The sequence below is a fragment of the Streptomyces gamaensis genome (assembly GCF_042656465.1).
Classification (GTDB): domain Bacteria; phylum Actinomycetota; class Actinomycetes; order Streptomycetales; family Streptomycetaceae; genus Streptomyces; species Streptomyces gamaensis.
Window position 1 is genome coordinate 25,140 of the sequence record NZ_JBHSPB010000023.1, and the last position, 26,320, is coordinate 51,459.

Consider the following 26,320-nt stretch of genomic DNA (forward strand, 5'->3'; position numbering starts at 1 on the left):
AAGTCAATTGCTTCCCGACAAGCTGTCGGTAAAAACCTTACGGCAGGGTGAGGATCTCCGCACCCGTGTCCGTCACCACCAGGGTGTGCTCGAACTGCGCCGTCCGCTTGCGGTCCTTCGTCACGACCGTCCAGCCGTCGTCCCACATGTCGTACTCGTACGTGCCCAGCGTCAGCATCGGCTCGATCGTGAAGGTCATCCCCGGCTGGATCAGGGTGTCGTGGTGTGGGCTGTCGTAGTGCGGGACGATCAGGCCGGAGTGGAAGGACGAGTTGATGCCGTGGCCCGTGAAGTCACGCACCACGCCGTAGCCGAAGCGTTTCGCGTACGACTCGATGACGCGGCCGATCACATTGATCCGGCGCCCCGGCTTGACCGCCTTGATCGCCCGGTTCAGCGCCTCGCGCGTGCGCTCCACCAGCAGCCGGGACTCCTCGTCCACCTCGCCCACCAGGTAGGTGGCGTTGTTGTCGCCGTGCACCCCGCCGATGTACGCGGTCACGTCCAGGTTCACGATGTCGCCGTCGCGCAGCACCGTCGAGTCCGGGATGCCGTGGCAGATCACCTCGTTCACGGACGCGCACAGCGACTTCGGGAAACCCCGGTAGCCCAGCGTCGACGGATACGCCCCGTGGTCGCACATGTACGCGTGCGCCACGCGGTCCAGCTCGTCCGTCGTCACCCCCGGCGCGATGTGCTTCGCGGCCTCCGCCATCGCCCGCGCGGCGATACGGCCCGCGATCCGCATCCGCTCGATCGTTTCGGCGTCCTGCACCTCCGGTCCGTCGTACGGGGTCGGGGCGTCCTTGCCCACGTACTCGGGACGCGGGATCGAGGCGGGGACGGGACGGGCGGGGGAGAGCGTCCCCGGAGTGAGAAGCGACTGGCCAGACATGCCAGCGAGTGTAGCCAGCGGGGATCGGGGACGATGAGGGCGAGAGAGTGAGGAGCCCCCATGGCACTGTTCAAACGCCGCCCGGCCGGCAAGCCCGGCGAGTGGTACTACTGCCTCCAGCACCGCACGGTCGAGGAGGGCCCCCAGTGCCGCGCCGCCGACCGCCTCGGCCCGTACGGGACGCGGGAGGAAGCCGCCCACGCGATGGAGACGGCACACGAGCGCAACGAGGAGTGGGACGAGGATCCGCGGTGGCGTGACGAGCCCGGGGGTGCGGACACGGAAGGCGGTACGGGCCGCTAGGGGCGCCCGTCCGCCCGGCATGACCTCAGCAAGGTTCGGTGTCCGGCTGTCAGTACTCCCGACTCCAGCCGTCAGCCACCCTCGACCGCCCGTCGCGCCGCGGCCTGGATCTCCGCCACCTCCTGGATCGCGGCGCGCATGGTCTCTTCGTCGCCCGCCATGCGTACCGCCTGCTCGGCTCGGTGGAGACGGCGGGCGACTTCCGGGTGCCGCTCGATCTCGACCACGGTGGCCCAGCGGAAGAGGAAGCCGTTGACCGGCCCCACGGACTGCGTCTCGGCTGCCAGCGTGAAGACTTCGTCCCGCTCCGCTTCCATGACGGGCAGCTGTGAGGGCGCCACCTGTGCGAGCGCTTCCTTCAGGGCGGCGAGCGTTCTCTTGGGGCGCTCGACGGTCGGCCCGTCACCGGGTGTCAAGGGGTGCACACTCATGCGGGAGCTCCTGACCGTGTGGTGGTCCGTGACGCGCTGGGTGTCGCGCATCCTGGAGGAGTCGTCCAGGCTATCGAGGCCCGGGGCGTGCCGCGAACAACGTTGCGTCGAGAGCTGTGTCTGCGACAAGGGGCGGACGGGCCGGGGGCCGGTTCAGTACGCTGCTCGCATGGGGCCCTACTACGACGAGCAGAGCGGTCAGTGGATCAGCCGGGACCGGGGTGAAGGCTACCGGTGGGGGCTCGCGTATCTGATCACGGCGGCGTTCTTCTTCGTGCCGTTCCTGTACGTGCTGCATTAGTCGGCAGGGACTCCGCTGTTCCGTCGCGACACGACACGGGAACCCCCGGCGCAGCCGCCGGGGGTTCCCTGGTTCATGTGCCGTGTACGGCCGCCCAGTGCGCGTACATCTCCTCGCGCTGCCGGGCCACCGTCGCCCAGTCGCCCCGGGCGGTGCTCGCGTACCTGGCGGCGGTGAGGCGGACGCATGCGCGGCAGTCCGTGTCCCCGGGGGCGATGACGCTCGGGCCGGACGTGTGCGGGACGGTCACGATCGGACGCAGGCGTGGTGCGGTCACCGGTGTGCCTCCCGCTGGTGACGCTCCAACTCGGCCTCGATCCGGGCCACTTTGCTCGGGGGATCCAGGCGCCGCGCGGTGGCCCGCAGCACGATGAGGCGCAGGCATTCCCGGCACGCCGGGGACGCGGGGGCGGTGGCGCTTACCACCGGTCCGCCGCCTTCCGGCTCAGCGCGTTGGCGGCCGCGACGCGTTCGCTCAATGTCTCCTTTCGGATGAAGTGCTGCGGCGGGTGTGCGGAGCGCCGGTGCCGCTCCAGGGCTTCGGACAGCCGCCCGGCCGTCTCGTGACGCGCTCCGGAAAGTGCCTTGTCACGGGCCCTCTTGAGCTTGTCGCAGCTGGCGCAACTGGCGCCGTCCACCGTCATGTTGTTCGAACCTCCGAGTGTCCCGTGCCCTGTGGGCGGGCATCAACTGTGGGGTTCAGATTCCTGGGGTGCGGCGTGCCTGAACAGGCTATTTTGCATGCCAAGTCCCATGTGGAATCAGGGAGTTGAACGCATGATCGAGGGATCGGTTCCGCCGGCGGCCGAGTTCGGCAGGGAGGTCAAGATCGCCCGCGAGTCGCGGGGGTTGTCCCAGGCGGATCTGGCCGTGGAGCTGCACTTCCAGCAGCCGTACGTCAGCAAAGTGGAGACCGGGCACCAGCTGGCCAGCGAGGTGTTCGCGGAACAGTGCGACAGGGTGTTCGGGACGCCGGGGGTTTATGCGCGGATGCGGCGGAAGGCGGCAGATGCCAGCAACCCGACATGGCTGATCCCGTACCTACAGGCGGAACGTGAGGCGGTGGTAATTCGTGACTACTCGCCGATCCTGGTCCCGGGCATCCTGCAGACCTCTGGGTACGCCGAAGCCGTCTACCGGGCGGCTCGTCCGAACGACCCTGCCCACCGGATTGAGCAGCGCGTAGAGGAACGAATGCGACGGTGGGAGGTGTTCGACAGCCCGAGCCCACCGTCGTTGTGGGCCCTTCTGCATGAGGCCGCGCTGTGGTCCAGCATGGGTGGCCTTGACGTTATGCGGGGACAGCTCCAGCACTTGGCGGCGGTAGCTGAGCACCCGCGCATCACTGTCCAGGTGTTCCCGTTCAGCGGATCTGTGCCTCGTGCAACGCCGTTTATCTTGCTCACACGCAAGAACCGAACCGAAGTCCTGTATGAGGAGACGTATGCGCGAGGGCAGTTGAATGACTCGGCAGAAGCCGTCGCCGAAGCATGCGCGGCATACGACCGGATGCGCGCCAACGCCCTGTCCCTCGACAACTCCCTTTCTCTGATCCGGCACGTTATGGAGGCATGTAGACATGAGCAACCATCTCGACCTCACCCACGCAATATGGGTGAAGTCCAGCTACAGCCAGGGCAACGGCGGAACTTGCGTCGAGTGGGCCCCCATGTTCGCGCCTACTGGCGTCGTTCCCGTCCGGGACAGTAAGCGCCCGGGCGGCCCGGCGCTCGCCGTCTCCGCCCCAGCATGGACGGCATTCGTCCGGTCCTCATCGATCGTATGGGAGAAGTCCAGCTACAGCGAAGGGAACGGGGGCCAATGCCTCGAATGGGCCCCCGCACTCGCCCCCTCCGGCTTCGTTCCGGTCCGGGACGGCAAGCACCCGGACCGGGCCCCGCTCGCCGCGCCGACGGCGGCCTGGGCGTCGTTCGTCGCGCCTGTCCGGTGCGCCAAGTCCGTAGTGTGATTTGGTATTTTGTTCCCCTGTTCTACACCTCCCCAGCTGGCTCTCCCAGACCCCGTCCGGGGATGCCCTCCGGATCTATTGCCGTCATGGCCGCGGCCGCTGACACCGGGGCCACTTGGCGGACGGCGGCCCGCTGAAGCGGGACAGGCGGACTTGAAACCGCAGGCAGCGATCCGGGGTGGCTCGGGGCGCCCGGAGGCCCTTCCGTAGTGGTACGGGCCGGGTGGGGGGCCATACGGGCAGGCGGTCAACTTCGAATAAAGCCGTCCACGCCGGGGGTGCTTCGCTTAGCTTCTGTGTGGAACCACTCGACGAGATGAGTGCAAAAGAGCATGGCAGCGAATTCAGGGTCCCACGTGTCACTCAGGTCCGGCATGACCCTCCGGCCCCAAACGAAGGTGATTCCAGGATGAGTATCCATGGAGAAAGAAGCGGATATCCAAACCCCCTCATTCCGCCTATCTAGGGTTATTTCCTGTGCGATGCCGCAACTCTCCTCCGAAGCGAGGTCGTTCCGCAGACGCGGTTCCAAGTCCTGTTGGAACCGCAAGAGCCACTGGTCCTGCTCTGCCTCGTAGCGTTCCGTGTGCTCCACTGTTCCCCTTTGTGCTTGTCATTCGACATAAGCTGTAACGATGCCAACCGGCCGCCCATCGGGTGCCTCGCGTTCAGAGTAGACCACTCTGAACGTCTGGCCGGTCACCAGGAGGCCTCTGACGATGACCTTGGTGTGATCGTATTTGTCATCCTTATATGTGCCGCCCTCAAGCGTTTCGTGTATCCATCCGTAGAGGGAGTAATCGTTCTCGGGGTGCTTGTCTTGGATGTGCCTGTAGCCGAAGTCCAGATTTCCTTCGCGCAAAGGTACGTCTTCCCCATTCCTGTTGAAAAAGGTTGTGCGTACCGAGTACTCGTTGCCGCTGATCGATGCTGAGGGTGTCGCGACACCGCTTATCGGAGAGGTGCTGACGGCCTGCGCCGGAACTGCTGACAACCCGAAGAGGGTGGCGCAGGACAAGGAGACTGCCGCGATTCCCGTGAGGATTTTCTGTGCGATGCGCATTGTCACTCCTTTGTGGAAGACGTTGCTTGCGCTCGGAATGAAATCGGAATTGCGGCGGCGTCAATTAGGGTGGAATGAGACAATCTGGTTTCCGGTTCTCTGGATGTCGAATGGCTCATATGTGTATTGTCTTCGGGTGTGCGAGGCTGAATCTGGTCGAGCCGGCTTCCGACTTCCCGCGGTTCGTCGCGCCAAACGGAGAAATTCAAGCCAGCGGCGGCTTGTTTTGTTGGCCAAATTTGCGTCGTTTATGGCGGTGCGGACGAGTAGTCGGGAGGCCCGCTCCCTGCCCGCGACGTTTCGCTCTGGTGCGGATACTCGTTTCGCGACTCGGCGTGCGGTTACTGATACCGGTCGCATCTGCAGTCCCACGAATACGCTCTACGCCTGCGTGGAGCACGGAGCGGCCTCGGATGACCGATTGATCACCTGGAGCTGACCCTCGCCGGGCGAGCGTCTATGCAGCCGGGGCCAAGACAGCCCCCAGGGTCAATATCGCCTGTTGCAGGCGCAGTTGCGTGCCGCGTGCGGGAGCGTGCTCGGGACGGTTCTATGCCGCAACGTCGTCGGCGCTCGTGGTCTGTTCCGCCACGATGGGGTCGATCTCGGGCTGCGCGTCGTAGCCGGGTATCCCGGTGACGCGGGTGAACTGCGTACTTCCCGCGGGACGCGGGGAACCCGGTGGTGACGTAGTCGTCCACGCACGCGGTGCGGATCGTGGTAGGGGCGGGACAGGGGAAAGCCCGCAGCATCCCGCACCCCTACGCCGCCTCCACCACCCCCGAAGTCCCGCGAAGCCTTCGCATCCGTACCGCGTGCGGATTCGTGCGCGCGTCGTAGGACATCAACTGCGGCAGTGACGCGGCCAGTAGCCCCACCGAGGCCACGCACGCCAGCCCGCCCGCCCACACCGACGCGCGGACGTTGGTCAGGGACGCCATGCCGCCCGCCCGTACCTGGCCCAGCTGCGGGCCCACCGAGTAGGAGAGCATCTCGATTCCGGCGAGGCGGCCCCGGAGCTGGTCCGGGATGGTCTGGTCCCAGATCGCGGAGCGGAACAGGCCGCTGACGGTGTCGCAGCCGCCGGCCACCGCCAGGCACAGCAGCACCAGCCAGACGTTGTGCATCCAGCCCGCCACGGCCATCGCCGCGCCCCAGCCCAGCGCGGCGGCGACGACCATGCGGCCGTGCCGGTGGATGCGGGAGACCCAGCCGCTGGTGAGGGTCACGGCCAGGGAACCGGCCGCGCCCGCCGCGTACATGAGGCCCAGCGCCCAGGGCGCGTCCAGATCGTCCGCGAGGAACGGGAAGATCGCGTTGGGGAAGGCGAAGAGCATCGCGACCATGTCGACGGCGTACGTGCCGAGCAGTTCCTTGCGGCTCCACGCGTAGCGCGCGCCTTCGGCTATGCCGCGCAGCGACGGCTTGTCGGCGTCGTGGGACGGCGGCTGCGGGGAGAGGCCGAACAGCAGGGCCGCGGAGACCACGTAGCTGGCGATGTCCAGGAGGTACGCGCACTGCACGCCCGCGTACGCGATGACCGCGCCGGCCAGCGAGGGGCCCGCGATGGCGCCGATCTGCCAGCGCAGCGAGTTCAGGGCGACGGCGGCGGGCAGCTGCTCGTGGGCGACGACGCGCGGGACGATCGCCTGCAGGGCCGGGCGCTGCAGCCCGGACAGGGCGCTGACGAGACCGGCGACGACGTACAGCGGCCACACCATCGGCTGCGGCAGCACGGTGTTGAGCAGCAGCAGGACGGACAGGACGCCGAGGCCCGCCTCGGTCCACAGGATCAGCTTGCGGCGGTCCACTGCGTCGGCGAGGGCGCCGCCGTACAGACCGAAGACGATCAGCGGTACGAGCTCGACCGCGCCGATCGCGCCGACGGCGAGCGCGGAGCCGGTGAGCTCCTTGAGCTGCAGCGGTACCGCGATGAAGGTCAGGAAGGTGCCGAAGACGGTCACCAGGCCCGCGATCCACATGCGGCGGAAGTCGCGGGAGGACTTCCAGGGCGCGAGGTCGGGGAGGAGGGCGCGCAGGCCGGAGGGTCTGCCTGATGCGGGGGCTGAGGAAGGGGGGTCGTGCTCGGTCACGAGAGGCCATGTTCCGGCGCGGCGATCGCATGGGCAAACGATTTTCGCCGGGGGTGCGCGCGGGCCGGGGACTACCAGCGCGGCGGGGGCGGCGCGGTCAGCTGGTCCGCGAGCCGGGCCAGCCGGTCGCGGAAACGCCGGCGGCCGCCCGGCGCGGGCAGGCGGTTCTCGCCGGCGGCGGCGCTCACCAGATGCTGGACGGTGTCGAGGTCGAGGACGGCGGCCGCCGGGTCCTCGGGGCCGGCGAGGCCGGGCAGCGCCTCGTGGGCGAGGGCGCGCAGTTCGGCGCCCGCGCCGTCGGGGGCGCCGTCCAGGGCGAGGACGGTCGCCCCGCCGCGCCGCGCGTCGGACACCCGCTCCAGCAGGCCCGCGCCGGGCTCCTCCGCCGCGACCACCAGGAGGGTCTCGCCGCGCCGCACCGCCTCCAGCCGGCCGAGGCCCACCGACAGATGCGCGGCGGCGCCCGGCGGCACCCGGTGCCGCACGAGCGTCGGGGACAGCTCGGGCAGATCGGACCAGGCGGCCTCGTCGTCCAGGTGCGCGGCCAGGTGCCAGGGCTCGTACTCCTCGCTGCCCACCAGCAGCAGCCCGCCCCGGTGCCGTGCGACGGAGCCGCGCAGCGCGCCCGCGAAGCACCGGGTGTCGTGCAACCAGTCGGTCCCGGCGAGCACTTCGCGCAGCAGCGCGACCCGTACGGCGTCCATGCCCCCGCATCCTGGCGCAACCCTGCCGACCGGCAAGGGGAGTTGCGGGGCATCTCACCCTTACGGGAGCGGTCACCGGAACATCCGGCGTGACAGTATCGCTGTCATGACTACTGCGGACGACAGCAAGAGCCAGGCCCCGGACGGGGCGAAGAAGCCCGCCGCGAAGGACCCTTGGGAACTTCCGGACGTTTCCGGCCTGGTGGTCGGTGTCCTCGGCGGCACCGGCGACCAGGGCCGCGGCCTGGCCTACCGGCTCGCCAAGGCCGGCCAGAAGGTGATCATCGGCTCCCGCGCCGCCGAGCGGGCCCAGACGGCCGCCGCCGAACTGGGCCTGGGCATCGAGGGCGCCGAGAACGCCGAGTGCGCCCGCCGCAGCGACATCGTGATCGTCGCCGTGCCGTGGGACGGGCACGCCAGAACCCTCCAGGCGCTGCGCGAGCCCCTCACCGGCAAGCTCGTCGTCGACTGCGTCAACCCGCTCGGCTTCGACAAGCAGGGCGCCTACGCCCTCAAGCCCGAGGAGGGCAGCGCCGCCCAGCAGGCCGCCGCCCTGCTGCCGGAGTCCCGCGTCACCGCCGCCTTCCACCACCTGTCCGCCGTGCTGCTCTCCGACCCGGAGGTCGCCGAGATCGACACCGATGTGATGGTGCTGGGCGACAAGCGCGCCGACACCGACCTGGTGCAGGCCCTCGCCGCCCGCATCCCCGGCATGCGCGGCGTCTACGCGGGCCGGCTGCGGGGCGCCCACCAGGTCGAGTCGCTGGTGGCCAACCTCATCTCCGCGAACCGCCGGTACAAGGCGCACGCGGGCCTGCGCCTCACCGACGTGTGACCGGCGTGTGATCCCTCCGCCGGAAGCGGGCCGACCGGGCCGCCCGCTTCCGGCCGCGGGGAGGGAGTGGGGGACAATGAGCGGGAACGTCCCTCCCCGCGAACCCCGGACAGGAGCCGACCCCCATGCCCCGCCTCGCCCTCTACGCCTTCACCGTCTGCGCCCTGGCGGCCGCCGCGGCCGTGATCTCCTTCGTGCGGGGCAGCTGGCTCGTCGGCGGCGTGTGGATCCTGCTCATCGGCGTCTCCTCCAACATCGCCTGGTACTACATCCGCAAGACGAAGAACGACAAGGCGGCGCGCCTCGCCGGCGAGGCAGCCCAGTAGACCGCTGCCGCCGTCGAGGAGCCCGGGCCGGGGCCGGCCCGGCACCGCCGGTGGGACCCGCCGCCAGCGCGGAGCGGTCCGTCAGAAGCCGACCGTGTGCAGCGGCGGTATGTCCGGGGTGCCCTGCCAGAAGCGGAACAGTTCCCGGCCCCAGAAGGTGTCCCACTCCGTGACGCCCAGACCGCGCAGCACCGCGTCGATCATGTCGAAGAAGGCGGAGTTGACCTCGGGGATCCACAGGAAGCCGAAGACCGCGAGCAGACCGAACGGAGCGAACGGCTCCACCTGGCGGCGGATCCCGTACGACAGCCACGGCTCGATCACCCCGTAGCCGTCCAGGCCCGGCACCGGCAGGAAGTTCAGGATCGCCGCCGTGACCTGGAGCAGCGCCATGAAACCGAGCGCGTAGCGGAAGGTGTCCGGCACCCCGTCCATTGCGCCCAGCCAGAACGGCGCGGTGACGATCACCGCGAAGACGGCATTGGTCAGCGGGCCCGCCGCCGAGACCAGGGACTGCTTCCAGCGGCTGCGGATCCGGTGCCGCTCGATGAAGACCGCGCCACCCGGCAGACCGATCCCGCCCATGATCACGAAGATCAGCGGGAGCACGATGCTCAGCATCGCGTGGGTGTACTTGAGGGGATCCAGGGTCAGATAGCCCCGTGCCCCGACGGAGATGTCCCCGCCGTGCAGGGCGGTACGGGCGTGCGCGTACTCGTGCAGGCACAGCGAGACGAGCCAGCCCGAGACGATGAACAGGAACACGGCGAAACCGGGGCTCGCCGAGAAGTCCGTCCACACCGCCCATATGGAAACCGCCATGATGGCGACGAGGGCGAGGAAGACAGGGCTCACGCCCCGTTCGCCGCGGGTCGCTGCTGACATACCAGAGTGCTCCTGTTGCAGTGGGTGAGCTCCGGGGACGCCCCCGGGTGTACGCAACGTACCGGGCGGCCGCGCCCGGCCGGTTGCCGGTCCTCCCGCTCGCAACGGGCGCGGGGCCCGGCCGGTTCCCGCCGGTGGAGAATGGGACCGTGCGTTACGGCATCCTCGGCACCACCCAGGCCCACACCGCCGACGGCCACCCCGTGGCCCTCGGCGGCGCCCGGCTGCGCGCGCTCCTGGCCGCGCTCGCCCTGCACCCGGGGCGGACCCGCGGCACCGAGACGCTCATCGACGAGGTCTGGCAGGACGAGCCGCCCGCCGACGCGGCCGGGGCGCTGCAGGCCCTGGTCGGCCGGCTGCGGCGGGCCCTCGGCCACCAGGCGGTCGGCTCCGCGGCCGGCGGCTACCGGCTGTGCGCCGAACCCGACGACGTCGACCTGCACCGCTTCGCCCGGCTCGCGGACGAGGCGGCGGGCGCCCTCGCCGACGACGACCCCGTCAAGGCGGGCGCCCTCGCCGACGACGCCCTCGCCCTGTGGCGCGGCCCCGCCCTCGCGGACCTGCCGGACCGGGAGGGGGTCGCGGGCCGCTACGAGGCGCGGCTGCTGGACGTGCGCCGCGTCCGGCTGCACGCGGCCCTCGCCCTGGGCCGGGCCGCGGAGAGCCTCGCCGAGCTGACGGAACTGTGCGCCGACCACCCGCTGGACGAACCCCTCCAGGCCCTGCGCCTGCGCGCCCTGCGCGCGACGGGCCGCCCGGCGGCGGCCCTCGCCGCGTACGAGGAGATACGCACCCTCCTCGCCGACCGCCTCGGCACGGACCCGGGCCCGGAACTCCGCCTCCTGCACACGGAGTTGCTGGGCCCGAAAACACCGGGCGCGCCCGCGCGAAGCGGCCCCCCGGCGTCCGCCGCCGCCCCGGCCGCCCCGGAACCGGGTTCCGCCCCGGCGGGCGGGGGGCGTGCCGTGCGTCCCGGCGGGGCCGGGGCTCGCGACGCCGGCGGCGGTGCGCACGCGGGTGTGCCCGACGAGGGTTTCGCCGCGTCCGCCCCGGCGGGCGGGGGGCGTGCCGCGCGTCCCGGCGGCGCCGGAGCTCGCGACGCCGGCGACGGTGCGCACGCGGGTGTGCCCGACGAGGATTTCGCCGCGTCCACCCCGGCCGGCGGGGAGCGTGCCGCGCGACCTGGCGGTGCCGGAACTCCGGACTCCGCCGCCGGCGCACCGGCGTGCGTCCCCGGCGCGGGCTTCGGCGCCGCCGCCCCGGCCGTGCCCGGCGGTGCCGGGGTGTCGCCGACGGCGGGCTCCGGTGCGTCGGGTGACGCGGTGACTGCCGCCGGTGGCGCCGGTCGTGCCGCCCCGGCCGACGGGGAACGTGCGCGTCCCGGCGGCGCACCCGCAGGTGTCTCCGGCGAGGGTTTCGCCGCGTCCGCCCCGGCCGTGCCCGGCGAGGCCACGGCGCCGCCCACGGCTGGCTCCGGCGCGTCCGGTGACGCGGTGACCGCCGTCGGCGGCACCGGTCGTGCCGCCGCGCCCGGCGGCGAACACGCCGCGCTCCCCGGCAGCGCCGGAGCTCCCGCCCGCGGCGCCGGCGCACCCGCGCCCGGCAGGGCGACCCGCCCGCCCGGAAATCTCCGTGCCCGGCTCACCTCCTTCGTCGGGCGGGAGGACGACATCGGTCTCATCCGGGGGGATCTCGCGCGGTACCGGCTGGTGACGTTGCTCGGGCCCGGTGGGGCCGGGAAGACGCGGCTGTCGCAGGAGGCCGCCGAGGCCGCCGCCGGGGGCGGGGCGTGGCCGGACGGGGTGTGGTTCGCCGAACTCGCGCCGCTGGACGACCCCGAGACCGTTCCGGAAGCTGTGCTCACCGCGCTCGGCGCCCGCGAGACCGTCGTGCGCGCCGCCTCCGCCGAGGGCCTGCGGGCCGCCGCCGGGGACGCCTCCGCGCTCGACCCGCTCGTACGGCTCGCCGAGCACTGCGCGGCCCGCCGCATGCTGCTCGTCCTCGACAACTGCGAACACGTCGTGGACGCCGCCGCCCGCCTCGCCGAGACCCTCCTCGCGCACTGCCCCGGCGTCACCGTGCTCGCCACGAGCCGCGAACCCCTCGCCGTACCGGGCGAGTCCGTGCGGCCCGTCGAGCCGCTGCCCGACCCCGTCGCGCTGCGGCTGCTCGCCGACCGGGGCGCCGCCGCCCGGCCCGGCTTCCGCACCGAGGACGATCCGGAGGCGTGCGCCGAGATCTGCCGGCGCCTCGACGGACTGCCCCTGGCCATCGAACTGGCCGCCGCCCGGCTGCGGTTGCTCACCCCGCGCGGCCTCGCCGACCGGCTCGACGACCGCTTCAGACTGCTGACCTCCGGCAGCCGTACCGTCCTGCCCCGCCAGCAGACGCTGCGCGCGGTCGTCGACTGGTCCTGGGACCTGCTCGACGGGCCCGAACGCGCCGTGCTGCGCAGACTGTCCGTCTTCTCCGGCGGCTGCGACCTCGCCGCCGCCGAAGCGGTGTGCTCGGACGACGGGGAGGAGGGGGAGGACGGGGAGGTTTCGTCCCGTGATGTCGCCGTCCTTCTCGGGTCGCTCGTCGACAAGTCCCTCGTGGTCGCCGCCCCCGCCGCCGACGGCGCGATGCGCTACCGGCTGCTGGAGACCGTCGGCGAGTACGCCGCCGAACGCCTCACCGAGGCCGGCGACCGGACCGCCGCCGAGCGCCGCCACCTCGTCCACTACCGTGAACTCGCCCGTACCGCCGACCCGTTGCTGCGCGGCCCCCGCCAGGCGGAGTGGCTGGACCGTCTGGAGCTGGAGCACGACAACCTGCGCACCGCGCTGCGCCGGGCCGTCGCCGCCGAGGACGAGCAGGAGGCCCTGTGCCTGGTGCTCTCCCTCGGCTGGTTCTGGCAGCTGCGCGACCACCGCGCCGACGGCCGCACCCTGGGGGGCGCGGCCGCCGCCCTGGGCCCGGACCCCTTCGCGGAGCCCGTCGAGCCCGCCCCGCCGCTGTACGTGAGCTGCACCGCCGCGCCGCCGCCGATGGGACCGGAGCTGTTGCAGGAGGCCCGGCGCGGAGTGCACCTGATCGCTCTCGCCAACTCCGAGACCGACATGAGGGTCTTCGGCGAGGAGGCGGTACAGCGCCGGCTGCGGGCCATCATCGACACCTACGAACCGGGCCTGCCGCAGAACTGCCGGGTGCCGGGCATGATGTGGTTCTACGCCAGGCTGCTCGTCGGTGACCTCGCCGGGCTCGACCGGAGCCTGGACCGTCTGGAGCGGCTGTGCCGCGAGCTCGGCTACGACTGGGAGCTGGCCCACATCCTGCAGATGCGGGCCAAGTTCCGCAACGAGAACCGCGATCACTGGGCGGAGGGCGCCCGCGACGCCGACGAGAGCCTGGCGCTCTTCCGCCGGCTCGGTGACGCCTGGGGCGTGGCCGAGGCCCTGTCCGGCCGGGCCGAGTCCCGTGAGCGGCGCGGGGAGTTCGAGGCCGCCGCCGAGGACTACCGGGCCGCGATCGACAGCGCCCGGGACCTGGGCGCCAACAATCAGGTGCCGCTGCTGCGCGCCCGGCTCGCCGACGCCCTCCTGGAGTCCGGGGCGATCGGTTTCGCGGAGGCCGAGGCCATGCTGCGCGAGGCCGTGGCCGGCGCCCAGCAGACCAGCAGCGACGGGGACTTCTTCGCCCGGGTCGTGCTCGGTGTCGTCCTGGTGCGCAGCGGCCGCGCCGGGGAGGCGCGCGTGCTCTTCGAGGATCTGCTGCGGGAGTTCGGCAACCGGCACATCGACCTGTTCCAGGGCATGATGGCCGGGCTGCTGGCCTGGGTGGACATCGTGGAGGGCCGGCCGCGGGACGCCCTGCCGAAGGTGCGGGAAGCGCTGGAGAAGTCGCGGGACCCGCTCGTGGCGCTCGTCGCCGGTCAGCTGCCGGCGGCGCAGCTGACCCACGGCGCGCTCGCCCACGCCGAACTCGCCCGCGCCGCACTCGCGGACGGCGCACCCGGGGGCGCGGAGCACGCGGTGCGCGCGGCCCGGCTGCTGGGCGCCGCGAGCACGGCCCTGCCCCGGGGCTACTACGAGCCCTCCGTCGTCCGCGAGGTCCGCGAACGCGCCGAGGCGGGGGCGCTGGCGGCCCTCGGCCCCGAGGCGTACGGGCGTGCCCGCGCCGAGGGCAGCCGCCTCACCCCCGTCGAGGCGGCCGCCTTCGTCTGACGCGGGCCCCGGCCGTACGGCCGTTCCGGCAAGCCCCCGCTTCCCCGACGGACCGTCAGGTCTTGTCGCGGAAGCGCTTGACGGCCAGCGGCGCGGTGACGACCGTGATGCCCACGGCCCACGCGAGGGTCATCCACACGGAGTGCCCGAGCGGACCGCCGTTGATCAAGTGGCGTGCGGCGTCGGCCAGGTTGGACAGCGGGTTGTACTTCGTGAACGCCTCCAGCCAGCCCGGCATCGAGGTCGGCGGCGTGAAGATGGAGCTGCCGAACTGCAGCGGCATCAGCACGAGCATGGCCACTCCCTGCACCGCCTGCGCGTTGCGCATGGTCAGGCCCAGCAGGATGAATATCCACATCAGGGAGGCCCCGAAGAGCAGGGCGAGCCCGACCGCCGCCAGGAGCTCCAGCACCGAGGTCTTGATGCTCAGCCCCAGCAGGAAGCCCATGCCCAGCAGGATCGTGCAGGCCACGAGCGTCCGCCCGGTCTCCACGACGATCTTCGCGACGAGGACGGAGGACCTGGCTATCGGCAGGGTGCGGAAGCGGTCCATCACCCCCTTCTTGAAGTCCTCGTTGATGCCCATGCCCACGGCCATCGACACGTTCATGCCCATCATCGCCATCAGGCCGGGCACCAGGTAGTTCACATACTCGGCCTGGTTCCCCTTGCCGGCGACGACGCCGCCGAAGACGTAGGTGAACAGCAGGATGAAGATGACGGGCATCACCAGGGCGTCGAACATCGACTCCGGGTCCGCCTTGATCTGGAGCAGATTGCGGCGCGCGAGCGCCCCGATGTGCCGCAGATGGCCGCGCGGGCCGATCCGTCCCTCGCCGGACGCCGCCACGGGCGCGGCGCTCTCCGTCACCGTTGCCGTTGCCGCGCTCATGCGGCGACCTCCTGCAGTTCGTCGCTCTTCTCGTCGGCCGGGGTGGAGGTCTTCTGGCCGGTGATGGCCAGGAACACCTCGTCGAGGCTGGGCAGATGGGTGCTGATCCCGGCGATCGCGAAGCCGCGCTCGCCCAGCAGCCGCACCACGGCGGTCAGTTGGGCGTCACTGACGATCGGCACGTTGACGACGCCCTCCGCCGCGTCGACCGTCGCGCCCGCCACACCGTCGAGATCCGCCTGCGCCAACGCGCCCGCCATCCGGGGCAGTTCGGCCCGGTCCGCGGGGCGGACCTGGAGGGTGCGCCCGCCGACCTTCGCCTTGAGCTCCGCGACGCGGCCGCCGGCGATCACCCGGCCCCGGTCGATGACCGTCAGCTCCTGCGCGAGCTGCTCGGCCTCCTCCATGTACTGCGTGGTGAGCAGGACCGTGCTGCCCGCGCCCACCATGCGCTGGACCTCCTCCCACACCTCGTTGCGGGTGCGCGGGTCCAGGCCCGTGGTGGGCTCGTCCAGATAGAGCACGGCCGGGCGGCCGATCATGGAGGCGGCCAGGTCGAGCCGGCGCCGCATACCGCCCGAGTACTGCCCGGACGGGCGCTTGGCGGCCTCCGTCAGGGAGAACCGCTCCAGCAGCTCGGCGGCCCGGGAGCGGGACTCCTTGCGGGAGAGGTCGAGGAGCCGGCCGATCATGTACAGGTTCTCGAAGCCGGAGAGCTTCTCGTCGACCGAGGCGTACTGCCCGGTCAGGCCGATGGCCCGGCGCAGCTGCCGGGGCTGGGTCAGCACGTCGAAGCCCGCGACCCGGGCGGTGCCCGCGTCCGGCCGGATCAGCGTGGACAGGATCCGCACGAGCGTGGTCTTGCCGGCGCCGTTGGGGCCGAGCACGCCGAGGACCGTGCCCTCGCGCACGTCCAGGTCGACCCCGTCCAGCGCCCGGGTGCCTGTCGGGCCCCCGAACTGCTTGACCAGGCCCCGGACTTCGACGGCGTTCCCGCCGCGGGTCGAGGTGTCGTTTCGCGTCATGCCCTCCACGGTGCCAGCACCCACTGACAACGCCCCGACAGACCACCGACAGCCCGCCGACAGAGCACCGACACCGCGCCGACAGCCCGTCCCGTACGGGCTGTCGGCGCGGTGGCCCGGCTCACGCGGGTATCAGTGGAAGCAGTGCTCCGGCGCCGGGTACGTCCCGTCGACGACGTCCCGCGCGAAGCCCCGGGCCGCCTCCCCGAGGGCCGTGCGCAGCTGCCCGTACTGCTTGACGAAGCGCGGCACCCGGCCGCCGGTCATCCCGGCCATGTCCGTCCACACCAGCACCTGCGCGTCGCAGTGCGGGCCCGCGCCGATACCGACCGTGGGGATGTGCAGGGTGCGGGTGACCTCGGCCGCGAGCTCGGCCGGGACCAGCTCCAGCACCACCGAGAACGCGCCCGCGTCCTGCACGGCCTTGGCGTCGCGCAGCAGCCGGTGCGCGGCCTCGTCGCCCCGCCCCTGCACCGGGTAGCCGCCGTAGGCGTTGACGGACTGCGGGGTCAGCCCGATGTGGGCCATGACCGGGATGCCGGAGTCGACGAGCAGGGCGATCTGCTCGGCGGAGCGCTCGCCGCCCTCCAGCTTCACCGCCGCGACCCCGGCCTCCTTCACCAGCCGGGTCGCGCTGCGCAGCGCCTGGACCGGGCCTTCCTGGTACGAGCCGAAGGGCAGGTCGGCCACGACCAGGGCGCGCCGGGTGCCGCGCACCACGGCGGCCGACAGCAGGGTGATCTCGTCCATGGTCACGGGCACGGTGGAGTCGTAGCCCAGGTGGCAGTTGCCCATCGAGTCGCCGACGAGCAGGACGGGTATGCCGGCCTCGTCGAGGACGGAGGCCGTCATCGCGTCGTAGGCGGTGAGCATCGGCCACTTCTCGCCGCGCTCCTTGGCGGCGGCGATGTCGCGGACGGTGATGCGCCGCGAGCTCGATCCCCCGTACAGCGCCTTGGGGTTGGCGGGGCTGCTGTCGGGTGTGTGCAAGGCGTGCGTCATGGCACTGGCTCCTTGTTGTCCGTCGTCGTCTCGGGGCGCCGTCGCGGCGTCCCCGGATCACCTCCATGCTGTCACGCCCCGCCCCGCGTGCTCGCCCGGGCTTTCCGTCGACTTTTCCAATACGAGACGGTGCCGTATCGAAAAAGGTCTAGGGTGGGCCGTATGGCCAGTACGCCCAGACCCCCGTCCCCGTCCGCGTCCCCCGCGGAGGCCCCCGCGCGCAAGGTGCCCGAGGCCGTGCACCGCAGACGCTGGGCGATCCTCGCCGTCCTGCTGTTCAGCCTGCTGATCGTCGTGCTGGACAACTCGATCCTCAACGTGGCGATGAAGACCATCGCCTCCCCGGCCCCCGACGGCCTGGGCGCCACCCAGAGCCAGCTGGAGTGGGCCATCAACGCCTACACGCTGGTCTTCGCCGGAATACTGTTCACCGCCGGACTCCTGGGCGACCGCTACGGCCGCAAGAAGACCCTGCTCTTCGGCATCACCGTCTTCGGCATCGGCTCGGTCTTCTCCGCCTTCTCCGGATCCTCCGGCGAACTCATCGCCTTCCGCGCGGTGATGGGCTTCGGCGGCGCGTTCGTGATGCCCGCGACCCTCGCCATCATCATGAACGTCTTCGAGCGCGAGGAGCAGCCCAGGGCCATCGGGATATGGGCCGGCGCCGTCGGCCTGGCCATCGCCATCGGCCCGATCACCGGCGGCATCCTGCTCACCCACTTCTGGTGGGGCTCGGTCTTCCTCGTCAACGTGCCCATCGTCGTCGCCGGACTGATCGCGATGGTGCTGCTGGTGCCCGACTCCAAGGACCCCAGCCCCGGCCGGCTGGACCCCGTCGGCGTGCTGCTGTCCGTCGTCGGCCTCGTCCTGCTCGTCTACGGCATCATCAAGGCCGGACAGCTCGCCGACTTCACCGATCCCGAGGTGTGGGGCACCGTCGGCGGCGGCCTGCTCGTGCTCGTCCTGTTCGTCCTGCACGAGCGGCGCACCGACCACCCGGCCATCGACGTCCGCTACTTCCGCAACCCGGCCTTCTCCGCCGCCGTCTCCTCCATCTCGCTGGTCTTCTTCGCGCTGATGGGCACGACCTTCTTCATCGTCTTCTACAACCAGAGTGTGCGCGGCTACACCCCGCTGCAGAGCGGGCTGCTGCTCCTGCCGCTCGCCGCCGCCCAGATGTTCTTCGCGCCGCGCGCCCGGCACGCGGTCCGCAGGTTCGGCGCGCGTGCCGTGTGCGCCGTCGGCATGGTGCTGGTCGCCGCCACCATGGCGGGCTTCCTGCTGCTGGACGCCGGCACCCCGATCTGGATCCTGGAAGTGATCTTCTTCGTCCAGGGCTCCGCCATGGCGCACATCATGCCGCCCGCGACCGTCTCGATCATGCAGTCGATGCCGCGGGAGAAGGCCGGCTCCGGCTCCGCCGTCAACAACACCTTCCGGCAGATCGGCGGCGCCCTCGGCGTCGCGGTCCTCGGCTCCCTGCTGTCGACCACCTACCGCGACGGCATCGCCGACAGGCTGGCCGCCGTGCCCGGCCTCTCCGACTCCGCCCGGCACGCCGCCGGCGAGTCCATCGAGGCCACCCTCGGCGTCGCCGGGCAGCTCGGCCCGGCGGGCAAGGAGCTCGTCGCCCCCGCCAACGACGCCTTCATCCACGCCATGCACGTCACCGTCATCGGCTCCACCGCCGTCGCCCTGCTCGGCGCGCTCGTCGTCGCCCTGTTCCTGCCGGGCAAGGGCGGCCCCCGCCCCGGGGAGAGCGCCGCGCCCGCCCGTACGGCCGAGGCGGGAGCGGACGCGTGAGCACGAAGGAGGCGGCCCCCGCCATGCGTGAGCGGACCCGCGGACGGCCGCGCAACGCCGCCGTCGACAGTGCCGTCATCGAGACCGTCCTGCGGCTGCTGGAGGAGGGCGTCACCATCGGCGAGCTGTCCGTCGAGCGCATAGCCCGCGAGGCCGGCGTCGGCAAGGCGACCGTCTACCGGCGCTGGGCCGGCAAGGAAGCCCTCATGATCGACGTGCTGCGCTCCCTGGACGAGCCCCAGCCCGAGCCCCCCGGCGGCACCGTGCGCGACGACCTCGTCGTCGTGCTGGAGTTCCTGCGCCGCCGGGGCCTGGCCCGCCGCTCCTCCGCGCTGCTGCGCACCCTCATCACGCAGATGCAGGCCCAGCCCGGACTGTGGCGCGAGTACCACGAGACGGTCGTCACCGCGCGCCGCGAGGCCATCCACGCCGTGTTGCGGCGTGGCATGGCCACCGGCGAGATCCGTGCCGACGTGGACGTCGACCTGCTCACCGACCTGTTCGTCAGCCCCATGCTCTCCCGCGCCGTGCTGCACGCCTGGCGCGAGCTGCCCGAGGGGCTCTCCGAGCAGATCGTGGACACGGTGCTCGAAGGGGTCCGCCCCCGGACGTAGTCCCCGCGCGGAACAGGCCCACCTGTCGGACAACGGCCCTGCCCCGCCTCGAATATGCCCGTTCTGTCACAGCACTCCAGTACGGCCCGGGCGCCGGAACCCGGGCCGACGGCCCGTACGTCCTCCCCACCGACGCTCCCCGGACGGGGAGCGTCGGCCATGCCCCCGCAGCGCACCGCGCAAGATCACCTATGGTTCGGGTGGACCGGGGGCCGCAGGGGACGAGGAGTTGGGGACAGCCGATGGCGCAGGGGTACATGGCGGAGACGGACCGCGAAGGAACCGGTCCGCGGGGGACCGGCACCCGGGTCCGGCGCCTCGCCCGGCGCTGGCGCGGCCCCGGTGTCTGGCGGCGCGGCATCGTCCTCGCCGCCCTCGCCGTGCTGCTGGGCCTGGTGATGATCCTGCACACCCACCTGCCCAACCAGGTCGGCAACCTCGGCAGCCTCACCGAGACCTTCCTGCCCTGGCTGGGCCTGGGCATACCCGTCCTGCTCGTCCTCGCCGTGCTGCGCCGCTCGGCCACCGCGCTGATCGCGCTGCTGCTGCCCGCCATCGCCTGGACGAACCTCTTCGGCGGGCTGCTGACCGACAAGACCGGCAGCGGCGGCGACCTCATGGTCGTCAGCCACAACGTGAACGCCGAGAACCCCGACCCCGTCACCACCGCCAAGGACGTCGCCGCCTCCGGCGCGGACATCCTCGCCCTGGAGGAGCTCAAGCCCTCCGCCGTGCCCGTCTACGAGAAGGCGCTCGCCGGCACGTACAAGTACCACTCGGTGCAGGGCACCGTCGGCGTCTGGAGCAAGTATCCCGTCGAGGACGCGCAGCCCGTCGACATCCGCATGGGCTGGACCCGCGCCCTCAGCGCCACCGTGCGCACCCCCAAGGGCGCCGTGAAGGTCTACGTCGCCCATCTGCCGTCCGTGCGCGTGAAGTTCAACGCCGGCTTCACCGCCGGGCAGCGCGACAGCAGCGCCGAGGCCCTCGGCCGCGCGATCGCCGGCGAGCAGGTCAAGAAGGTCATCCTGCTCGGCGACTTCAACGGCACCATGAACGACCGCTCGCTGGCCCCCATCACCTCGCAGATGCGCTCGGCGCAGGGCGTCGCCGGCAGCGGCTTCGGCTTCAGCTGGCCCGCGGCGTTCCCCATGGCCCGCATCGACCAGATCATGGTGCGCGACGTGGAACCGGTCACCGCCTGGACCCTGCCGGAGACGGGCAGCGACCACCTGCCGGTGGCGGCGCGCGTCAAGCTCTGACGGCATACGAGCGCGGGGCCCGGACGGCGACGTCCGGGCCCCGCGGCGTGCGTGCGCCGTCCTACGAGGACTCGCGCCAGCGGTTCGTGATCGGCAGGCGGCGGTCCTTGCCGAAGCCCTTCGCGGAGATCTTCGTGCCCGGCGGGTACTGGCGGCGCTTGTACTCCGCCGTGTCGACCATCCGCAGCACGCGCGTGACCAGCTCCGGCTCGAAGCCCGCCGCGACGATGTCCGCCCGGCCCCTGTCTCCGTCGACGTACAGCTCCAGGACCGCGTCGAGCACGTCGTAGTCCGGCAGCGAGTCCGTGTCGACCTGGCCCGGCCGCAGCTCCGCGCTCGGCGGCTTGGTGATGGAGTTCTCCGGGATCGGCGGCGTCTCCCCGCGCTCCGCGGCCGCCTGGTTGCGCCACTTCGCGAGCCGGAAGATCGACGTCTTGTAGACGTCCTTGATCGGCCCGTACGCGCCGACCGAGTCGCCGTACAGCGTCGAATAGCCGCACGCCAGCTCGGACTTGTTGCCCGGCGCGAGCACGATGTGGCCCTCCTGGTTGGAGATCGCCATCAGCATCGTGCCGCGCAGCCGCGACTGCAGGTTCTCCTCGGCGAGCCCGGTCAGCCCCAGCGCGCCCATGTACGCGTCGAACATGGGGGCAATGGGGACGGTACGGAAGTTCAGCCCGGTGCGCCGGGCCAGCTCCTCGGCGTCGCCCACGGAGTGCTCGGAGGAGTACCGCGAGGGCATCGCCACGCCGTACACGTTCGCGGCCCCGACCGCGTCGCACGCGATGGCCGCGACCAGCGCCGAGTCGATGCCGCCGGACAGACCGATCAGCACGCTGCGGAAGCCGTTCTTCGTCACGTACGCGCGCAGGCCCGTGACCAGCGCCTGGTACACCTCCGCGTCGTCGCCCAGGTGCGGCGCCGGAGCCGGCGGCAGCGGCTCGTACGCGGCCACCGGCTCCGCGGACAGCGTCACGTGCTCGATCCGCAGCCCGTCGTCCACGACCCCCGAGGGGACCTCGCCGGCGGCCGGCAGATCGAGGTCGACGAGCAGGCATGTCTCCTCGAACTGCGGGGCCCGCGTGATCACTTCGCCGTTCCGGTCGACGACGATGGAGTCGCCGTCGAAGACCAGCTCGTCCTGCCCGCCGACCATCGCCAGGTAGGCGGTCGTGCAGCCGGCCTCCTGGGCGCGCTTGCGCACCAGCTCCAGACGGGTGTCGTCCTTCTCCCGCTCGTACGGCGAGGCGTTGACCGACAGCAGCAGCCCGGCCCCGGCGGTCCGGGCGGCGGGCACCCGGCCGCCCTCCTGCCACAGGTCCTCGCAGATGGCCAGCGCGACATCCACGCCGCGCACCCGGATCACGGGCATCGTCTCGCCGGGCACGAAGTAGCGGAACTCGTCGAAGACGCCGTAGTTCGGCAGGTGGTGCTTGGCGAAGCGCAGCGCGACGGCGCCCCGGTGCAGCACGGCGGCCGCGTTCAGCGGGGACCCGGCGGGCCGGCCCAGGCGGGGCCGCGCCTGCTCGCTGCGGTCGAGGTAGCCGACGAGCACCGGCAGCTCGCCCAGCCCCTCCTCCGCGAGCCGCCCGGCGAGCGCCGTGAGCGCCGCCCGGCTGGCCTCCACGAAGGACGGCCGCAGCGCGAGGTCCTCGACGGGGTAGCCGGTCAGCGCCATCTCGGGGAAGGCCGCCAGATGGGCTCCCTGTTCGGCGGCGCGCCGGGTCCGGTGGACGATCGCATCGGCGTTGCCGGCGAGGTCGCCGACGCAGGAGTCGATCTGGTTCAGAGCGAGGCGAAGTTGTGGCACGCCTCAAGGGTAACCGTCACTCTGACGCGATCTCTTCCGGCGTCGGCGGGACCGTCAGGTGCCGGGCGTCACCTCGTGTACCCGAGGACGGTCATCATCCCCGACTCCGCGTGGTAGACGTTGTGGCAGTGCAGCATCCACAGGCCCGGGTTGTCGGCGTCGAAGTCGACCTCCAGGCGCTGCCCGGGCAGCACGATCGCGGTGTCCTTGCGCGGCCCGCCGCCGGGCAGCGCGAAGGTGTGCCCGTGCAGGTGCATCGGGTGCCACATGGTGGTGTTGTTGACGAACGCCAGCCGGACGCGCTCGCCCGCCGCCACCGGGTAGCGCTGGTCCGGCGCGTACTTCTTGCCGTTGACGGCCCAGTCGTACTTCGCCATCGAACCGGTCAGCCGCAGCGGGACCGTACGGTCCGGCTTGCGGCCGCCGAGGCGGGCGCCCTCGGCCGCCCTGAGACGGTCGGCGGTCAGCAGCGTGCCGTCCAGCTCCCGGGGCCGTACGGACGCGTCCGGCGCCGCGCCCCCGCCCGTACGCAGCAGCGCCAGCGCCGAGGCCTTCTTGCCCTCGGCGAGCGCGGTCAGCGGGAACACCCCGTTCTGGACCTCGACGAGGACGTCGTAGCGCTCGCCCATGCCCAGCAGCAGCGCATCCGTCTGCGCGTGCTCCACCGGGTAGCCGTCGGTGTGCGTCACCGTCATCCGGTGACCGCCCAGCGCGACCCGGAAGGCGGTGTCACCGCCCGCGTTGATCAAGCGGATCCGCACCCGGTCGCCGGGCTTGGCCGTGAATGTCTGCGGATCGGCGGCGGTGCGCCCGTTGACCAGGTAGTGGGGGTAGGCCACGTCGCCCGCGTCACCGCCGAGGAGGGGGCTGTCGGCGCCCATGAGCATGCGGGAGGGGCCGGAGGGCGCAGGGGAGGGGGAGCCGGCCGCCGCCATGGACATCCCGGACATCGCGCCCATGTCGTGGCCGCCGCCGTGATCCATCCCGCTCATGTCGTGGCCACCGCCGTGGTGCATACCGCCCATGTCGCCCATGCCGCGGGCGAGTTCGGCGAGGACCGCGTCCGGGGTGCTGCCGTCCACACCGTCGACCCAGTCGTCGAGGACGACGACCCACTCCTTGTCGTACTTCAGCGGCTCCTTCGGGTCCTCGACGATCAGCGGTGCGTACAGGCCGCGGTCCTGCTGGACGCCCGAGTGCGGGTGGAACCAGTACGTGCCCGGGTGCGGCACCGTGAAGCGGTAGGTGAACGACGCCCCCGCCTTCACCGCCTGCTGGGTCAGCCCCGGGACGCCGTCCATGTCGTTGCGCAGCGCGAGCCCGTGCCAGTGCGCGGACGTGGGCTCGGGCAGATGGTTGGCCAGGGTCAGCGCGAGGGTGTCCCCGGCGGAGACCCGGATCTCCCGGCCGGGCAGCTGCCCGTCGTACGCCCAGGAGTCGACGGCGACACCGCCGCCCAGGTCGAGCCGCGCGCGCGTCGCGGTCAGCGCCGCCTCCCGTACGGGCCCGGAGCCGCGCCGCGCCTCGGCGGCCGCGACCTCCGGCCCGTCGGGGGCGACGTAGCCGGCGGACGCCGCCGACGCGGTGGGGGAGGCGCCGTCGGAGCCCTTCCCGCAGGCGGCGAGCAGACCGCCCCCGGCGAGAGCGGCACCGGCCGCGAGGACGGAACGGCGGGTGGGGGTACGCATGGTGAAGTCCCTTTCGGGTGTTGCCGGTTGGTGGTACGTACGGGCAGGCGCGAGCGCGCCGGCGCGACCTACGTACGCAGCACCGACAACCGGGCGAGGGACTTGCCCCGGGGCGGGGGCGGAATGGGCCACAGGGCCCGCAACAGCGCTGCCCGGATGCGGACTCCGGGCGCGCGGAATCGCCGCTGGGCGGCACGGAAGAGCTCGCGCAGCACGAGGAGCAGCAGCCCGGCACCGAGCACGGCGAGACAGACGGACGAGGGGTCCATACCGAGCCCGCCGGGGGCGGGCTGAGCGGCGCCTTCCGGTGCGGGACGCACGGGCGCAGCGTGCAGCGCAGGCACGGCCTGGTGTGCTTCGGTCTCGTGCGCGTGCTGCGCGGCGGATCCAGCGTGCGCCCCGGAACCGTGCGCGGCGGCAGCCGCATCGTGCCGCGGGTGCCCCAGCGTGTGCATCGTCACGATCCCGAGCAGCAGCGCCGCGAACAGCAGCAGCCGACCGCACCACGCGGTGGCCCCCCGCTGCTCGTGCATCGCGCCTCTCCGCCCGTCGTGACCTCGCGGCGCGACCCTACCCCCTGCGGGTATCCGATGTGCGCGCAGGGTCCCCAAGGCTGGATTATGGGTCGTTACAACTTTCCGCACAGCTCTCTGCACAGCCCTGAAGGAACGCTCGACCCCACATGACCAGCACGGAACAGGTGCGGGACGAACGTCCCCTCACCGCTGCTGCCCCTGCCCCCGCCCCCGCCGCGACGCGGACCCAGTTCATCTCGTGGGTGACCCTCGCGATGATGACCACCGCCTCCGTCGCCAATCTGCGCCCGGCCCCGTCGATGGCGCTGTACGGACTCGCGGCCGTCTTCCTCTACCTCCTGCCCGCCCTCGTCTTCCTGCTGCCGACCGCCCTGGTCTCGGCCGAACTGGCCTCGGGGTGGACGGGCGGCGTCTATCGGTGGGTGAGCGAGGGGCTGTCGTCGAAGCCGCTGGGCTTCCTCGCGGTGTGGTGCCAGTTCGCGATGACGATCGCCTACTACCCGAGCCTGCTGGCCTACGTGGCCAGTACCTTCGCCTACGTCGTCGACCCGCGCCTGGCCGACAACGGCGTCTACGTCGCGATCGTGATCGTGGTCGTCTACTGGGCGGGCGTGCTGATCTCCTCGCGCGGCACGAAGGCGGTCGCGGGCCTGTCGAGCCTGGGCCTGGTCATCGGCACGCTGGTGCCCGGCGTGGTCCTGGTCGTCCTCGGGCTGGTCTTCCTCGGCCAGGGCAACGCGCCCGCCGCGCCCATGGACAGCGGCCACCTGCTGCCGCCGTGGACGGGCCTGGGCAGCCTCGTACTGATCGTCGGCAACTTCCTGTCGTACTCCGGCATGGAGATGAACGGCGTGCACGTCTCCTCGCTGCGCGAGCCCGGCAGGCAGTTCCCGCGCTCGGTCTTCGCGGCCACCGGCCTCGTGCTGCTGATCTTCATCCTGCCCGCGCTGGCGATCAGCTGGGTCATGCCCGGCGAGGACCTGACGCTGACCGGCGGCGTGATGCAGGCGTTCCAGGGCTTCTTCGACCACTTCGGGGTCGGCTGGCTCACCAAGGTCGTCGCCGTCATGCTGGTCGCGGCCGCGCTCGGCGGCATGCTCGCGTGGCTGGCCGGCCCGTCCAAGGGCCTGCTGATGGTGGCCCGGCAGGAGGGCTATCTGCCGCCCGCGCTGCAGCGGCTCAACAAGCACGGCGTGCAGCGCAACATCATGGTCGCCCAGGGCGGGCTGACCACCCTGATCGCGCTGCTCTACGCCTTCGTGCCGAACGTCTCCAGCGTGTACTGGATCTTCTCGGTGATCACCGCGCAGATCTATCTCGTGGTGTACCTGCTGATGTTCGCCGCCGTCGTGCGGCTGCGGAAGACCCAGCCGGAGCGCCCGCGCGGCTTCCGCGTCCCCGCCCTGCCGCTCGTCGCGGGCGTGGGCCTGCTGTCCTCCCTGGCGGCGATGTGCATCGGCTTCCTGCCGCCGGAGCAGTTCGGCGACCAGCCGGTGTGGAGCTATCTGCTCACCGTCGGCGGCGGCCTGCTGGTGATCGGCTTCCTCGCGCCGCTGTCGTTCCTGGCGCTGCGCAAACCGCACTGGGTGGCGGCGGAGCACCGCGAACCCGCCGAAGGCTAGCCGACGGGGAGCGGTCCGCGGGCGCGTACGGACGTCCCCGGGGCCGGTACGGTTCG

At 71.9% G+C, this 26,320-nt stretch carries 25 protein-coding genes; 11 read left to right on the forward strand and 14 right to left on the reverse strand.

Annotation, left to right across the window (positions count from 1 at the left end; genetic code table 11):
- Positions 1-37: 37 nt before the first annotated feature.
- Positions 38-895 (reverse strand): type I methionyl aminopeptidase, encoded by an 858-nt coding sequence (gene map / locus ACFP1Z_RS28100; RefSeq protein WP_390320465.1) that lies wholly within the window; start codon positions 893-895, stop codon positions 38-40.
- A gap of 60 nt (positions 896-955) precedes the next feature.
- On the opposite strand from map, the gene ACFP1Z_RS28105 reads away from it, so the two are divergent.
- Positions 956-1,198 carry a hypothetical protein gene (locus ACFP1Z_RS28105; RefSeq protein ID WP_390320466.1) on the forward strand — a complete coding sequence of 81 codons (243 nt, stop codon included), beginning with the start codon at positions 956-958 and terminating at the stop codon, positions 1,196-1,198.
- A gap of 71 nt (positions 1,199-1,269) precedes the next feature.
- Here ACFP1Z_RS28105 and ACFP1Z_RS28110 read toward each other — a convergent pair whose 3' ends face one another.
- Positions 1,270-1,629, reverse strand: coding sequence for a hypothetical protein (locus ACFP1Z_RS28110; RefSeq protein ID WP_390320467.1), 360 nt, complete (start codon positions 1,627-1,629; stop codon positions 1,270-1,272).
- A gap of 169 nt (positions 1,630-1,798) precedes the next feature.
- On the opposite strand from ACFP1Z_RS28110, the gene ACFP1Z_RS28115 reads away from it, so the two are divergent.
- Complete coding sequence (locus tag ACFP1Z_RS28115; RefSeq protein ID WP_390320468.1) at positions 1,799-1,930, forward strand: hypothetical protein; 132 nt, start codon at positions 1,799-1,801, stop codon at positions 1,928-1,930.
- A 73-nt stretch (positions 1,931-2,003) separates the two neighbouring features.
- Here the strand turns inward: ACFP1Z_RS28115 and ACFP1Z_RS28120 are convergent, their stop codons facing one another.
- Both ACFP1Z_RS28120 and ACFP1Z_RS28125 read right to left on the reverse strand, forming a co-directional pair.
- On the reverse strand, positions 2,004-2,207 hold the full coding sequence (locus ACFP1Z_RS28120; RefSeq protein ID WP_390320469.1) for a hypothetical protein: 204 nt from the start codon (positions 2,205-2,207) through the stop codon (positions 2,004-2,006).
- A gap of 142 nt (positions 2,208-2,349) precedes the next feature.
- Complete coding sequence (locus ACFP1Z_RS28125; RefSeq protein WP_390320470.1) at positions 2,350-2,574, reverse strand: hypothetical protein; 225 nt, start codon at positions 2,572-2,574, stop codon at positions 2,350-2,352.
- A 133-nt stretch (positions 2,575-2,707) separates the two neighbouring features.
- On the opposite strand from ACFP1Z_RS28125, the gene ACFP1Z_RS28130 reads away from it, so the two are divergent.
- Positions 2,708-3,640 (forward strand): helix-turn-helix domain-containing protein, encoded by a 933-nt coding sequence (locus tag ACFP1Z_RS28130; protein WP_390320471.1) that lies wholly within the window; start codon positions 2,708-2,710, stop codon positions 3,638-3,640.
- Positions 3,600-3,899, forward strand: a complete 300-nt coding sequence (locus ACFP1Z_RS28135; RefSeq protein WP_390320472.1) for a DUF397 domain-containing protein — start codon at positions 3,600-3,602, stop codon at positions 3,897-3,899. Before ACFP1Z_RS28130 ends, ACFP1Z_RS28135 begins: the two co-directional genes overlap by 41 nt.
- A 613-nt stretch (positions 3,900-4,512) precedes the next feature.
- Here the strand turns inward: ACFP1Z_RS28135 and ACFP1Z_RS28140 are convergent.
- From ACFP1Z_RS28140 to ACFP1Z_RS28150, 3 genes are all read right to left on the reverse strand, one after another.
- Positions 4,513-4,962 carry a hypothetical protein gene (locus ACFP1Z_RS28140; protein ID WP_390320473.1) on the reverse strand — a complete coding sequence of 150 codons (450 nt, stop codon included), beginning with the start codon at positions 4,960-4,962 and terminating at the stop codon, positions 4,513-4,515.
- A gap of 761 nt (positions 4,963-5,723) precedes the next feature.
- Positions 5,724-7,055 carry an MFS transporter gene (locus ACFP1Z_RS28145; RefSeq protein WP_390320474.1) on the reverse strand — a complete coding sequence of 444 codons (1,332 nt, stop codon included), beginning with the start codon at positions 7,053-7,055 and terminating at the stop codon, positions 5,724-5,726.
- Positions 7,056-7,126: 71 nt separating this feature from the next.
- Positions 7,127-7,759, reverse strand: coding sequence for a hypothetical protein (locus ACFP1Z_RS28150; protein WP_390320475.1), 633 nt, complete (start codon positions 7,757-7,759; stop codon positions 7,127-7,129).
- A gap of 106 nt (positions 7,760-7,865) precedes the next feature.
- On the opposite strand from ACFP1Z_RS28150, the gene npdG reads away from it, so the two are divergent.
- Positions 7,866-8,594: an NADPH-dependent F420 reductase gene (npdG, locus tag ACFP1Z_RS28155; protein ID WP_390320476.1), complete on the forward strand. Its 729-nt coding sequence runs from the start codon at positions 7,866-7,868 to the stop codon at positions 8,592-8,594.
- A gap of 125 nt (positions 8,595-8,719) precedes the next feature.
- The gene (locus tag ACFP1Z_RS28160) at positions 8,720-8,920 is read left to right on the forward strand and encodes a hypothetical protein (RefSeq protein ID WP_390320477.1); all 201 of its coding nucleotides are present in this window, start codon (positions 8,720-8,722) and stop codon (positions 8,918-8,920) included.
- 81 nt (positions 8,921-9,001) lie between these two features.
- On the opposite strand, the gene ACFP1Z_RS28165 is transcribed toward ACFP1Z_RS28160, so the two are convergent.
- Positions 9,002-9,805: a site-2 protease family protein gene (locus tag ACFP1Z_RS28165; RefSeq protein ID WP_390320478.1), complete on the reverse strand. Its 804-nt coding sequence runs from the start codon at positions 9,803-9,805 to the stop codon at positions 9,002-9,004.
- Between the two features lie 149 nt (positions 9,806-9,954).
- On the opposite strand from ACFP1Z_RS28165, the gene ACFP1Z_RS28170 reads away from it, so the two are divergent.
- Entirely contained in the window at positions 9,955-14,010 is a 4,056-nt protein-coding gene (locus ACFP1Z_RS28170; protein WP_390320479.1) for an AfsR/SARP family transcriptional regulator, read from the forward strand.
- Positions 14,011-14,065: 55 nt separating this feature from the next.
- On the opposite strand, the gene ACFP1Z_RS28175 is transcribed toward ACFP1Z_RS28170, so the two are convergent.
- The 3 genes from ACFP1Z_RS28175 to panB all read right to left on the reverse strand — a co-directional run bounded on the left by ACFP1Z_RS28175 (position 14,066) and on the right by panB (position 16,929).
- Entirely contained in the window at positions 14,066-14,902 is an 837-nt protein-coding gene (locus ACFP1Z_RS28175; RefSeq protein WP_390320480.1) for an ABC transporter permease, read from the reverse strand.
- Positions 14,899-15,927 carry an ATP-binding cassette domain-containing protein gene (locus tag ACFP1Z_RS28180; RefSeq protein ID WP_390320481.1) on the reverse strand — a complete coding sequence of 343 codons (1,029 nt, stop codon included), beginning with the start codon at positions 15,925-15,927 and terminating at the stop codon, positions 14,899-14,901. Before ACFP1Z_RS28180 ends, ACFP1Z_RS28175 begins: the two co-directional genes overlap by 4 nt.
- Positions 15,928-16,059: 132 nt before the next feature.
- A complete protein-coding gene (panB, locus tag ACFP1Z_RS28185) occupies positions 16,060-16,929 on the reverse strand; it encodes a 3-methyl-2-oxobutanoate hydroxymethyltransferase (RefSeq protein ID WP_390320482.1) in 870 nt (289 codons plus the stop codon).
- Positions 16,930-17,091: 162 nt separating this feature from the next.
- On the opposite strand from panB, the gene ACFP1Z_RS28190 reads away from it, so the two are divergent.
- The 3 genes from ACFP1Z_RS28190 to ACFP1Z_RS28200 all read left to right on the forward strand — a co-directional run bounded on the left by ACFP1Z_RS28190 (position 17,092) and on the right by ACFP1Z_RS28200 (position 20,608).
- Positions 17,092-18,732 carry an MFS transporter gene (locus ACFP1Z_RS28190; protein ID WP_390320483.1) on the forward strand — a complete coding sequence of 547 codons (1,641 nt, stop codon included), beginning with the start codon at positions 17,092-17,094 and terminating at the stop codon, positions 18,730-18,732.
- 23 nt (positions 18,733-18,755) lie between these two features.
- On the forward strand, positions 18,756-19,346 hold the full coding sequence (locus tag ACFP1Z_RS28195; RefSeq protein ID WP_390320538.1) for a TetR/AcrR family transcriptional regulator: 591 nt from the start codon (positions 18,756-18,758) through the stop codon (positions 19,344-19,346).
- 242 nt (positions 19,347-19,588) lie between these two features.
- Positions 19,589-20,608, forward strand: a complete 1,020-nt coding sequence (locus ACFP1Z_RS28200) for an endonuclease/exonuclease/phosphatase family protein (RefSeq protein WP_390320484.1) — start codon at positions 19,589-19,591, stop codon at positions 20,606-20,608.
- Positions 20,609-20,669: 61 nt separating this feature from the next.
- On the opposite strand, the gene ACFP1Z_RS28205 is transcribed toward ACFP1Z_RS28200, so the two are convergent.
- The 3 genes from ACFP1Z_RS28205 to ACFP1Z_RS28215 form a co-directional block, all read right to left on the reverse strand.
- Positions 20,670-22,418: an NAD+ synthase gene (locus ACFP1Z_RS28205; protein ID WP_390320485.1), complete on the reverse strand. Its 1,749-nt coding sequence runs from the start codon at positions 22,416-22,418 to the stop codon at positions 20,670-20,672.
- Between the two features lie 68 nt (positions 22,419-22,486).
- A complete protein-coding gene (locus tag ACFP1Z_RS28210; RefSeq protein ID WP_390320486.1) occupies positions 22,487-24,106 on the reverse strand; it encodes a multicopper oxidase family protein in 1,620 nt (539 codons plus the stop codon).
- 68 nt (positions 24,107-24,174) lie between these two features.
- Complete coding sequence (locus ACFP1Z_RS28215) at positions 24,175-24,639, reverse strand: hypothetical protein (protein WP_390320487.1); 465 nt, start codon at positions 24,637-24,639, stop codon at positions 24,175-24,177.
- A 149-nt stretch (positions 24,640-24,788) separates the two neighbouring features.
- Between ACFP1Z_RS28215 and ACFP1Z_RS28220 the strand changes: the two genes are divergently transcribed.
- Positions 24,789-26,264, forward strand: coding sequence for a glutamate/gamma-aminobutyrate antiporter GadC (locus ACFP1Z_RS28220; RefSeq protein WP_390320488.1), 1,476 nt, complete (start codon positions 24,789-24,791; stop codon positions 26,262-26,264).
- The last annotated feature ends 56 nt before the right edge of the window (positions 26,265-26,320 follow it).

Excerpts from the sequence above, each read along its gene's own strand:
- map (WP_390320465.1), bottom strand. The coding sequence starts at position 895 with ATGTCTGGCCAGTCGCTTCTCACTCCGGGGACGCTCTCCCCCGCCCGT.
- ACFP1Z_RS28105 (WP_390320466.1), top strand. The coding sequence starts at position 956 with ATGGCACTGTTCAAACGCCGCCCGGCCGGCAAGCCCGGCGAGTGGTAC.
- ACFP1Z_RS28110 (WP_390320467.1), bottom strand. The coding sequence starts at position 1,629 with ATGAGTGTGCACCCCTTGACACCCGGTGACGGGCCGACCGTCGAGCGC.
- ACFP1Z_RS28115 (WP_390320468.1), top strand. The coding sequence starts at position 1,799 with ATGGGGCCCTACTACGACGAGCAGAGCGGTCAGTGGATCAGCCGGGAC.
- ACFP1Z_RS28125 (WP_390320470.1), bottom strand. The coding sequence starts at position 2,574 with ATGACGGTGGACGGCGCCAGTTGCGCCAGCTGCGACAAGCTCAAGAGG.
- ACFP1Z_RS28130 (WP_390320471.1), top strand. The coding sequence starts at position 2,708 with ATGATCGAGGGATCGGTTCCGCCGGCGGCCGAGTTCGGCAGGGAGGTC.
- ACFP1Z_RS28135 (WP_390320472.1), top strand. The coding sequence starts at position 3,600 with ATGTTCGCGCCTACTGGCGTCGTTCCCGTCCGGGACAGTAAGCGCCCG.
- ACFP1Z_RS28140 (WP_390320473.1), bottom strand. The coding sequence starts at position 4,962 with ATGCGCATCGCACAGAAAATCCTCACGGGAATCGCGGCAGTCTCCTTG.
- ACFP1Z_RS28150 (WP_390320475.1), bottom strand. The coding sequence starts at position 7,759 with ATGGACGCCGTACGGGTCGCGCTGCTGCGCGAAGTGCTCGCCGGGACC.
- npdG (WP_390320476.1), top strand. The coding sequence starts at position 7,866 with ATGACTACTGCGGACGACAGCAAGAGCCAGGCCCCGGACGGGGCGAAG.
- ACFP1Z_RS28160 (WP_390320477.1), top strand. The coding sequence starts at position 8,720 with ATGCCCCGCCTCGCCCTCTACGCCTTCACCGTCTGCGCCCTGGCGGCC.
- ACFP1Z_RS28165 (WP_390320478.1), bottom strand. The coding sequence starts at position 9,805 with ATGTCAGCAGCGACCCGCGGCGAACGGGGCGTGAGCCCTGTCTTCCTC.
- ACFP1Z_RS28175 (WP_390320480.1), bottom strand. The coding sequence starts at position 14,902 with ATGAGCGCGGCAACGGCAACGGTGACGGAGAGCGCCGCGCCCGTGGCG.
- ACFP1Z_RS28180 (WP_390320481.1), bottom strand. The coding sequence starts at position 15,927 with ATGACGCGAAACGACACCTCGACCCGCGGCGGGAACGCCGTCGAAGTC.
- panB (WP_390320482.1), bottom strand. The coding sequence starts at position 16,929 with ATGACGCACGCCTTGCACACACCCGACAGCAGCCCCGCCAACCCCAAG.
- ACFP1Z_RS28190 (WP_390320483.1), top strand. The coding sequence starts at position 17,092 with ATGGCCAGTACGCCCAGACCCCCGTCCCCGTCCGCGTCCCCCGCGGAG.
- ACFP1Z_RS28195 (WP_390320538.1), top strand. The coding sequence starts at position 18,756 with ATGCGTGAGCGGACCCGCGGACGGCCGCGCAACGCCGCCGTCGACAGT.
- ACFP1Z_RS28200 (WP_390320484.1), top strand. The coding sequence starts at position 19,589 with ATGGCGCAGGGGTACATGGCGGAGACGGACCGCGAAGGAACCGGTCCG.
- ACFP1Z_RS28210 (WP_390320486.1), bottom strand. The coding sequence starts at position 24,106 with ATGCGTACCCCCACCCGCCGTTCCGTCCTCGCGGCCGGTGCCGCTCTC.
- ACFP1Z_RS28215 (WP_390320487.1), bottom strand. The coding sequence starts at position 24,639 with ATGCACGAGCAGCGGGGGGCCACCGCGTGGTGCGGTCGGCTGCTGCTG.
- ACFP1Z_RS28220 (WP_390320488.1), top strand. The coding sequence starts at position 24,789 with ATGACCAGCACGGAACAGGTGCGGGACGAACGTCCCCTCACCGCTGCT.